Below are 10,367 nucleotides of genomic sequence, written 5' to 3'. Positions count from 1 at the left end.
TAAGTAATTCCTTTTTACGTTCTTCTGCATCAGTATACATGCTTCTAAACTTGTAAATATCAAAGACCTTACCATTTTTACCAACCCGCTTTTGCTTGAAGATTAATGGCCCAGGTGATTGTTTTTTCACAATTGGTGCAATAATCAAGGCAACAATGCCAGTTAACACCAAGCCGATCAAGGCAATCACAATATCCATCAAACGCTTCAAAACTAGTGAGCGAAATTTGACAATGGTATAAGCCGTTGTAACAAAAGTCATGTCACCAACTTTTTTCAGAACACTATCTCCAACATAAAAGTTAGAATAATTTCCAATTGCAACCGTTGTTGGAATCCCTAATAACCTCAAGTATTGAGCAAAACCTGAAAACTGTTCTAAATTGTGATTGACTACAAAAATTTCATCAACTTGGTGATTAGCCACAAAATCTCTGATATCTTTATCTGTAGACAAAATTGGTTGTTCTACTTTAGAATTATTTTTCTTACTGATGTAAGCTGTAATGTGGTAATTAAAACGATCTAAGTCAACTTCAATTTCCTTATCATTGTCAAAATCAGTCACCAAAAGAACTTTTTTAGGGTTTGACATTTGCGTCTTAAACAAGGTCTTAACACAAATACGTCCGATAAAAACAAATAACGTTACAAGGACAAAGACCTGAATAAGAAAAGCATAAGACATCTGTGAAATATCTTGAATAAAACGAACTTTCCCAAGAATCAGAACAAAGGTGAATAGGACAAGGACTCTTGTTCCAAAAATGATAGAAGAACGTAACTCCTGCAAATATCCGCGATTATTGATATAAGAGTATTCATCGGTTAAAACATTAACCGCAATGACGAGCCCCCAAAACAGAATTGCAAAGAATTTACTGTTAAAAAACTGATAAGGATAACAAGTGACAAGCACAAGGTAACTGACAATGACAGCAAAAACATCTGATAGGAAATAATAAATTTTCTTTTTTGAATCTTCACTATACATATCAACTCTAGACTATTCTAATAGAAATTATTTCTTTTTACGACGTCTATTCTTAGACGTTTCTTCCTTTGCCTTACCATAGTTTCCATAGTCGCCATAACTACCATAGTGACCGTAGGTATCCGTAGTAACATCATATTGGTTTAAAATAACACCAAGGAAAACTGCACCACTTTGTTCCAGCTGTTCTTTCAATTTTGTGATGGTACGGCGACGATCTTCACCAGCTTTTGTTACTAAAAGGCTAGCATCCGAATAGTGTGCTAAAATAGCTGCATCAATCACTAAACCAAGTGGAGGTGTATCAATGATAACATAGTCGTATAAGCTACGAACCATATCAATCATGGTTTGAAATTGATTGTTTTGCAATAATGACGTTGGGTTAGGAGCAGCTTGTCCTGCCGGAATAACCATAAGGTTTGGAATCGTTGTTTCACAAATAACATCCGACAACTCTGCATTACCTGAAAGATAACTAGTCAAACCTTGGTATCGTTCATCTGAACGGAAAGTCCCTGACATAACCGAATTACGAGTATCTGCATCAATTAACAAAGTTCTAAAGCCTGCCTTAGCAAAGGAAATAGCAATATTCATCGATGTCGTTGATTTTCCCTCACCTGGCTGCGCTGATGTCAAGGTAATAATCTTGTAGTTTCGACCACTAAATTGAATATTGGTACGGATAGAATTGTAATATTCCTCCAAAGATTTGACCATTTGCGCTTTAGCAGCTACTAATTCTAATTTTGGCATTACAATACTTCTCCTTACAATTTATCAATATCTGGAACAATTCCTAAAAGAGGCAGCCCAAGAACATCCTCAATATCTTCTGGACGACGTACACGATCATCAAGAACTTCTAGTATGATAATACTAATAACCGCTAATACCCCACCAGCAATAACTCCAATAAGTGTATTGCGTTTAATATTTGGTGATGAAGGTTCTTTCGGTACTTCTGCTGCCTCTAAAGTTGTCACGTCATCCACTTTCGTAACAGCTTTAATCTTCTCAGCAGCCACCTCTCGAACAGTGTTCGCGATAGTTGTAGCTTCTTGAGCATTATCATCTTCAACAGAAATCGAAATCACACGAGTATCTGTTGGAATAGTAACAGAAATCATTGATGATAACTCATTTGGTGTTAATGATAATTTTTCTTTATCAATAACTGAAGACAAAACTTCGTTTGATGTAATCACTTCTTGATAGTCCTTAACCAAATAAGATCCAGCCTGTAAATCTTGGTTTGTGATGCTATCTGCTGTACGGCTAACCACATAGATACGTGTTGTCGATGTGTACTTAGGTTTGATTAAAAAGACACTTCCTAATAAAGCAATCGTTCCGACAACAAGGGCGATAAAGATAATGAAGAACTTTCTACTCCAAAGCTTTCGCAACAAGTAAAGCACATCGATCTCGATGCTAGCATTGTCATTTGAATTCATATTAACTCCTATAAGTATTGATTTTCTAATAAGGCTTGTGGATTGCCTTCAAACAAGCGGTAAGCTCGATTGTTACCATATTCTTTTGCGACTATTTCTCTTGCTTTATCCATAAAAGGAGGACGAGGTCCTAGGTTATGCATATCACTAGCCACACAGTGAACTACATTTTTATCCAAGAAATAGCGAGCACGTTTTTTAAAGGTACGGTTTTTATCCCCAAAGAGTTTTGATTTCAAAATATGGGCACTATTGATTTGCGTATAGCAGCCCATGTTAATCAACTCCTTAACACGATCCTCTTCAAATTCTAGAGCATTATAACGTTCAATATGGGCAACAATCGGTGTGATACCAAGCATAATGACATTACTAAGGGCTGTGTGAATGTCTTTCCATGGTGTGGTCATACTAAACTCAATCAAGGCATAACGTGTATTATGCATTTTAGGAACCTGATTTTCCTCTAGTTTTTTTAGTAAGTCTCCACTATAGTAAAGTTCACCACCATACAAAATCGTAAGGTCTTCATACTTGGATTCTGCAGCCTCTTTGACTTGTTGAAAATGGTCGGCAATGGTCTCTTCTGGTGTTTCAAACATACCTTTGCGACGATGCGATGTTGACACAATCGTTCGGACACCTTGACGGTAGCTCTCGCCAATCAAATTCAAACTTTCTTGCAAAGTCGCTGGGCCATCATCAACACCAAAAACAATATGCGAGTGAATATCGATCATTTATTTTCCTTCCATGACATTTTTAATAGCTTGTGAGGCTTTTGCTACGCTAGCATCATCCAGTTGAATCATATAAAGGCTAGCATTTGGCATGGCGTAAGAGGTCAACTGTCCAGTTGAACCTGTACCAGTTACTTCCTGTGAACTGAAAATGAATGTCTTACCTGAATCCAATTGTTCGTTCACCAATGACATCATTGTATTGAGAGGCATATTGGTTTGAATCGAATCTTGTAAGGTTGAAATAACATCTGAATAGTTAGAAACTGATTGGAATGACGTTAATTTTTCTACAATGGCTTGGATAACTTTCAATTGATTATTTCCACGGTCATAATCACCGTGTTCCAAACTATAACGTTCACGAACAAAGCCAAGGGCCTCTTCACCTGATGTTAGATTAATATTTCCAACACCAAAATTGTAATTACCATGTAAGCTTGTGAACGCTTGGTCATTATAAACCGTTACACCACCTAAGGCATTAATGAGTTTTACAAATGAGGTGAAGTTCAAACGTGCGTAGTAATTTATTGGAATATCATAAAGATTTTCAAGGGTCTTAACAGATGTTTCAATACCATAGATTCCAGCGTGGGTTAATTTATCATACTGATCAGCTCCGCCATCTGGAATTCGAACATAAGAGTCACGTGGTGTGGTTGTCATAAGAATTTTATGGGTATTCATATTAACCGTCAAGATCAGGTTGACATCTGAACGCGAAACCGTTGAAACAGCACCTGAAGTATCAATACCACTAATATAGATGTTAAAGACATTTTTATCTGTTGTTTTAGCTGTATCTTCAATGGCTTTCTTGATTTTATAAGTATAGATGGTTTTTAGATTTGATTCGTAATCATTATAGGATAACTCAAGTAAACTTGAGTAGGAACTGTTTAGTACCATAGCTTGACTGCTACCATTAATGAGATTTTCATAAGCAGATTGATAAGAATCAACGGGATCAACAGTTAACTCCACTCCTTTTTCAGATTTAATATTAGCAATCAAGGCATTGATATTGCTTTCATCTGCTGAAGTCGGTGCTTGCACATTGGTTAACTCACTCACATCCGAAATCGAACTATTGGCAGGAACAACCACTTTCATTTCGATTTCAGAGTAACTAGCCGTCTTATTGATATTGTCGGCAACATCCACCAATGATTTAAAGGCGAATAAGGAAACACCAACGACAATCGAAAAAAGAACGAGCAAAACAGTTACCAGGTGTTTTCCCTTTTTAAACAATGTTAGTAGTAAACAAACAAGAAAAACAACTACCAACACGGCTGTGTAAATCACATTAACATGCCTAAAGGCTAAAATGTTATGAGCATACATGGTGTAGCTAGCAATTCCAGCTAAAAGGGCGAACAAAATTAATAAGACACCATTGGCAATCATCTGCGTGTCAAAACGGTCGTTTGAGCGACTACGACGACGCTTATGGCGTGTAGAATGGGACATTTTCATCTCTACTTTCTAATAATAAATAATAACGTTCTTATTTTATCACTCAGTTGTTTTTTTTTCAATATAGTTTTCAATCAATTATTTGTAAATTCAATGTTTGAAAACAATCATGAAAACAAATAAAATAAGTATTTTTTAAGAAAATGAGAAACAATTAATTATATCGTTACAAAATCGTTACATATTTGTAACAAGTGTTTTTTCTTTGTTATCGTTCGCTTTTTCTATTATATGCTCCCTACTTGCCCTTCTTTCTATTTTAAGATAAACTAAAAGCTATGAGAATACAACAATTACATTATATCGTTAAAATCGTTGAAACAGGTAGCATGAATGAGGCTGCCAAGCAACTATTCATCACGCAACCTAGCCTATCAAATGCTGTTCGGGATTTGGAGCGTGAAATGGGCATCAAAATTTTTATCCGCAATCCCAAAGGAATTACCTTAACCAAGGACGGTGTGGAATTTCTTTCTTATGCGCGCCAAATTTTGGAGCAGACTGCTCTTTTAGAAGAACGCTATAAGAGCAAAGATACCAATCGTGAGCTATTTAGCGTGTCTTCACAGCATTATGCCTTTGTGGTCAACGCTTTTGTTTCTCTACTCAAGGGTGCTGATATGTCACGTTACGAGCTCTTTTTGCGGGAAACACGCACCTATGAGATTATTGACGACGTTAAGAATTTCCGTTCTGAAATCGGCGTTTTGTTTTTAAATAGCTACAACCGCGATGTCTTGACAAAGATGTTTGACGATAATCGTCTGACTTATACCAGTCTTTTTCAAGCACACCCTCATATCTTTGTGAGCCAGGATAATCCGCTTGCCAATCGCGACATAGTGACCATGAAGGATTTGGAAGACTTTCCTTATTTGAGTTACGACCAAGGGATTCACAATTCCTTCTATTTTTCAGAAGAGATTTTTTCACAAATTCCGCATAAAAAGTCTATCGTCGTGAGTGACCGTGCGACCTTGTTTAATCTCTTGATTGGTTTGGATGGCTACACCATTGCTACGGGGATTTTAAATAGCAATCTTAATGGTGACAATATCGTTTCTATTCCGCTGGATGTAGAGGATATGATTGATATTGTCTATATTCGTCATGAAAAAGCTAATCTTTCTAAGATGGGTGAGCGTTTCATTGATTACTTGCTTAAAGAAGTGCAATTTGACCAATAGATACCAAAAACTAGGACACATCCTGTTGCCATTTCAGGAGATGTCCTAGTTTTTTATTATTACCAGTCATAATGCGAACGCATTTCTTGCTTAATGAGTTCGTTAACACTATCAAAATAGAAATGATAACGGTCATAATGGATGCCAGCATAGCTTGCCAGCGTAATGATTTTATTGAGGAAATCTTGTGAGGAGAAATTTGTAGTGCGGTGTAACTCCTCCTCGTCAAAAGGCTTAATCAGATGCGCCAAGGGATTGCGTACCGAACGCTCAAATTGACGCAACTCTCTTATGATTTCCTTGATATCATAAGGCAAATGACTGTATTGCAGCAATTCTGACAAGCTCTTTGTAGTTATCTTGTCATCACGCCTAATGGCCAGATACTGATGAAAAATGGGATAATCGCTTTGCTTCATTTTGTGAAAGAGCCATGTGTCGTACTGGGCATTTTTAGCATCATGAATAAAGGTTTCAAAATTAGGAACCTCCCTCTTGGCCAAACGATAGAAAAGACGATAAAGAATGGGACTGACAGCCCTCACAAAATCAATGATTTTCTCGTTTTTTACCTTGGCTTCCAAATCCATGATATAATTGGCCAATTGCTCTTCTTCTCGAGGATTACGAATCACAGAAAAACCGTATTGCTGATAAATGGCCTGATTTTCCTCGTGATGAGCAAAGACAAAGCCCACATTTAATTCACGACGCTCTTTTAACATTTCTAAAAGATAGCAGCCTTGCTTTGGAAAGGCAGAATACTGCTCTGCAATCCTCCAAGCGTGGTGATAGGCATAAACATCCAAGAGAATATCTATGGTTTCATAGATGGGGATAGGAATGGGTGGCATCATTCAGCAATCAAGGTTTCAAGACCAACAGTCATCATATCTGTAAAGGTTGTTTGGCGTTCTTGAGCAGTTGTGTCCTCATCAGCCACAAGGCTATCTGAAATCGTCATAATACCTAGAGCTTGCACCCCATGTTTAGCAGCTAAATAGTATAGAGCTGCAGCTTCCATTTCAACGGCTTTAACACCCAATTGACCCAATTGGATATTCTTGTCCGCAAAATCAGAATAGAAAGCATCCACAGACAAGACGCTACCAACGTGTGTTTTCATGCCCAAGTCTTGCGCAATGTGGTAAGCTTTGTCAAGCAGAGTGAAATCGGCAATTTGTGGGAAATCGTACAAAGGCCATTCGTTTTTAATCATACTTGATGTGGTTGCAGCAGCTTGTGCCAAGACCAATTCACGCACATGAACATCCTTGTTCAAAGAACCCGCCGTTCCGACACGAATCAATTTTTTAACACCGTATGACGTAATCAATTCGTTGGCATAGATAGAGATAGATGGCATTCCCATACCTGTTCCCATAACGCTGACGCGGTGTCCTTTGTAAGTTCCTGTATAACCAAGCATACCACGAATGTTATTGAAACATACAGCATCTTCTAAAAAGTTTTCAGCGATAAATTTGGCACGTAATGGGTCGCCTGGCAATAAAATTTTATCGGCAATGTCGCCTGGTTTGGCTTCAATATGTATTGACATAATACTTCCTTTCACTAAATAACAGTGTGGTATTTAAATACTACATTTTAGTAGCCTAGTTCAATTCTGCTAAAATAGACTTGACTAAGGTTTTGAAATCTTCTTTGATTTGTTGTGTAACGGCTACCACTTCTTCGTGGTTCAAAGAACTTTGGAAACCTGCGGCATGGTTCGTAATAGCTGAAATTCCCAAAACTTTTAAGCCTGAATGAGCAGCAACGATAACTTCTGGAACAGTTGACATGCCGACAGCATCTGCACCAAGTGTTTGGAAGGCACGGATTTCTGCTGGTGTTTCATAACATGGACCAGATACCCCAAGGTAAACCCCTTCGTCTAGGGTAATACCGATTTTTTCAGCGACCTTGTGAGCAATAGCACGGTAGTCAGCTGTGTAGGCATCCGACATATCAGGGAAACGTGGACCAAATTCGTCAAGGTTTGCCCCAATCAATGGGTTTTGACCTGTCATGTTAATGTGGTCTGAAATAGCCATCAAAGTTCCCGGGCCAAAACCAATACCACCAGCGGCATTGGTCACGATAAGCCCTTTACAACCAAGAGCTTTCATGACACGCACTGGGAAAGTCACCACTTTCATGCTGTTGCCTTCATAAAAATGGAAACGCCCTTGAAGGGCAAGTACTTTGTGCCCACCAAGGTCACCGTAAACCAATTGGCCAGCGTGACCCGCAACGGTTGACTGTCCCCAGTGTGGAATATCTTCATAAGGAATAACCACAGCATTGTCAATTTCTTCAGCTAATTCGCCAAGTCCTGAACCCAAAATCAAGCCAAATTCAGGAGCATCACAAGCTTTTGAAACTAAAAACTGGCGCGCTTCCTCGATTTTTTCAATAATTGTTTTCATAAATGACCTCTTATACTAATTTATCTAAGAAAGATTCCCCAACCATGGCTGTTGCAACACCAAAGTTTTCAGCAATTGTTGCTGAGATATCTGCAAAATGACCTTGTGGCAAGACACCCGTTTCTTTGAATGATGGACTGTAAGCCAAAAGTGGAATAAACTCACGGGTGTGGTCAGTTCCTGCATAGGTTGGGTCATTTCCGTGGTCTGCAGTCACCAAGAGCAAATCATCTTCTTTCATGTTAGCGATAATTTCTGGCAGACGGCTGTCAAATTCTTCCAAGCAATCACGGTAGCCCTCTGTGTCACGACGGTGTCCGTACATAGCGTCAAAATCAACCAGGTTAGTAAATGACAAACCTTTGGTAAATTCTGGCAATTGCATGGTTTTGAGAAGCGTATCTACACCGTGGTTGTTTGATTTGTTGTGACCCATATCATTTGTGATACCTGAACCGTTGAAAATATCGTTGATTTTACCAACACCGTAAGTTGGCACACCAGCGTCAGCCAATTTATTAAGGACTGTTGGGGCAAATGGTGACAAAGCATAGTCGTGGCGGTTAGCCGTACGAGTGAAGTTTCCTGGTTCACCAACGTATGGACGAGCAATGATACGTCCCAGCAAACTTGGACGCTCTAAAGTGATCGAACGAGCAAATTCACAAATCTTATACAATTCATCAAGCGGAATCACATCTTCGTGCGCTGCAATTTGAAGTACTGGGTCTGCTGATGTGTAAACAATCAACTCACCTGTTTTCATTTGGCGTCCGCCAAAGTCGGCGATAACTTGTGTTCCTGAATAAGGTTTGTTCGCTTCACGAATGATTTTACGACCTGAAAACTCTTCAATCTGCGTCAAGATTTCTTCAGGGAAACCGTCAAAGAAAGTGTCAAATGGTTCTGTAATGTTAAGCCCCATAATTTCCCAGTGGCCAGTCATGGTATCTTTTCCAAGTGATACTTCTTGCAATTTTGTCACATAGCCACTTGGTTGGCTTTCAGCTGGTACGGTTTTTAGGGGTGTTTCGCGTGGGATATTCCCAAGACCGATTTTTGCCATGTTTGGCACGTTTAGCCCTGCGACTTCTGAAATGTGACCAAGGGTGTCAGATGTTGTATCTGGAACTCCAGCATTAAAGAATTTATCTGAATCTGGTGCTGCTCCGATTCCGACAGAATCCAAAACAACAAGGTGAATACGATTAAATGTTGACATACTTTTCCTCATCTAGGGTGGTTACGGTTAGCACCCAAAACCTCCTAATCCTTTTATGTGACAAAGATTAGCACTTTTCTAAAACATCTACGAATATATCTAACAATTAGCAGTTAGCTTCCAAAATAGTGACACCGTCTTGACCTGCGACGATAACTTTATTGACCATACCGTTAAAGAGGCCGTGGTCCACAACGCCAACCATAGCTTTTAATTCTTGGCCAAAAGCAACTGGATTGTCAATCACGCCCATATCAAGGTCAATGATGAAATTTCCCATATCAGTGACATAGCGTTCTGTATCGCTTACCATGCGGAAAGATGGCTTGTAACCTTTGGCGTCAAATTCACGGAAAATGCGGTCGGCACCGTAAGTCACCACTTCAACTGGCAACTTGAAAGCACCCAATTTTTCAACCATTTTTGACTCATCAACTACCCAAATGTACTCTTTTGTTGGGGTTGCCACGATTTTTTCCATAAGGAGAGCACCGCCGCCACCTTTGATGCCATTAAACTGAGCATCAATTTCATCAGCACCATCAACTGTCACATCAATCACGTCAATGTCATCAACTGATTTTAAGGGAATACCTAGGGATTGGGCTTGGGCTGTTGTACGGCTTGATGTTGTGACACCTGTCACTTGCAAACCTTCTTCCTTCATACGACGACCGATTTCCTCAACAAAGAAATATGCCGTTGAACCTGTTCCAAGACCAACAACCATACCGTCTTTCACGTACTGAGCAGCTGTTACACCAGCCATTTTTTTGAGTTTGTCCATAGCTACCTCTCTATATCTCATTAAAGAATTCCTATTTCCAAATACTTATTATACCATGATTTT

11 protein-coding genes are annotated in these 10,367 nt (G+C 39.0%); 1 reads left to right on the top strand and 10 read right to left on the bottom strand.

Features of this window, described 5'->3' with window-relative positions:
- From B3473_RS05145 to B3473_RS05125, 5 genes are all read right to left on the bottom strand, one after another.
- Positions 1-994 (bottom strand): sugar transferase (locus B3473_RS05145; protein ID WP_293677788.1); only part of this gene is annotated, 994 nt, incomplete at its 3' end.
- Positions 995-1,021: 27 nt separating this feature from the next.
- Positions 1,022-1,753, bottom strand: a complete 732-nt coding sequence (locus tag B3473_RS05140; protein ID WP_168260883.1) for a tyrosine-protein kinase — start codon at positions 1,751-1,753, stop codon at positions 1,022-1,024.
- Between the two features lie 14 nt (positions 1,754-1,767).
- Positions 1,768-2,454 (bottom strand): Wzz/FepE/Etk N-terminal domain-containing protein, encoded by a 687-nt coding sequence (locus B3473_RS05135; RefSeq protein ID WP_293677786.1) that lies wholly within the window; start codon positions 2,452-2,454, stop codon positions 1,768-1,770.
- A gap of 8 nt (positions 2,455-2,462) precedes the next feature.
- Positions 2,463-3,194 (bottom strand): capsular polysaccharide biosynthesis protein Cps4B, encoded by a 732-nt coding sequence (gene cps4B, locus B3473_RS05130; protein ID WP_154455063.1) that lies wholly within the window; start codon positions 3,192-3,194, stop codon positions 2,463-2,465.
- Positions 3,195-4,670, bottom strand: coding sequence for an LCP family protein (locus B3473_RS05125; RefSeq protein ID WP_235281127.1), 1,476 nt, complete (start codon positions 4,668-4,670; stop codon positions 3,195-3,197).
- Positions 4,671-4,954: 284 nt separating this feature from the next.
- Between B3473_RS05125 and B3473_RS05120 the strand changes: the two genes are divergently transcribed.
- Entirely contained in the window at positions 4,955-5,863 is a 909-nt protein-coding gene (locus B3473_RS05120) for a LysR family transcriptional regulator (protein ID WP_154455061.1), read from the top strand.
- A 59-nt stretch (positions 5,864-5,922) separates the two neighbouring features.
- Here B3473_RS05120 and B3473_RS05115 read toward each other — a convergent pair whose 3' ends face one another.
- From B3473_RS05115 to rpiA, 5 genes are all read right to left on the bottom strand, one after another.
- Complete coding sequence (locus B3473_RS05115; protein ID WP_240928822.1) at positions 5,923-6,720, bottom strand: LytR family transcriptional regulator; 798 nt, start codon at positions 6,718-6,720, stop codon at positions 5,923-5,925.
- Positions 6,717-7,424, bottom strand: coding sequence for a purine-nucleoside phosphorylase (gene deoD, locus B3473_RS05110; protein WP_154455060.1), 708 nt, complete (start codon positions 7,422-7,424; stop codon positions 6,717-6,719). The genes B3473_RS05115 and deoD overlap by 4 nt, the downstream gene beginning before the upstream one ends.
- Positions 7,425-7,479: 55 nt before the next feature.
- The gene (locus B3473_RS05105) at positions 7,480-8,295 is read right to left on the bottom strand and encodes a purine-nucleoside phosphorylase (RefSeq protein ID WP_154455059.1); all 816 of its coding nucleotides are present in this window, start codon (positions 8,293-8,295) and stop codon (positions 7,480-7,482) included.
- 10 nt (positions 8,296-8,305) lie between these two features.
- Positions 8,306-9,517: a phosphopentomutase gene (locus B3473_RS05100; RefSeq protein ID WP_204984540.1), complete on the bottom strand. Its 1,212-nt coding sequence runs from the start codon at positions 9,515-9,517 to the stop codon at positions 8,306-8,308.
- A gap of 106 nt (positions 9,518-9,623) precedes the next feature.
- Positions 9,624-10,304 carry a ribose-5-phosphate isomerase RpiA gene (gene rpiA / locus B3473_RS05095; RefSeq protein ID WP_154455057.1) on the bottom strand — a complete coding sequence of 227 codons (681 nt, stop codon included), beginning with the start codon at positions 10,302-10,304 and terminating at the stop codon, positions 9,624-9,626.
- Positions 10,305-10,367 lie beyond the last annotated feature (63 nt).

The organism is Streptococcus sp. UBA632 (genome assembly GCF_002300045.1).
Taxonomy (GTDB): Bacteria; Bacillota; Bacilli; order Lactobacillales; family Streptococcaceae; genus Streptococcus; species Streptococcus alactolyticus.
The sequence above is the reverse complement of the archived record's forward strand: the minus strand, read 5'-3'. Positions and strand labels throughout refer to the sequence as shown.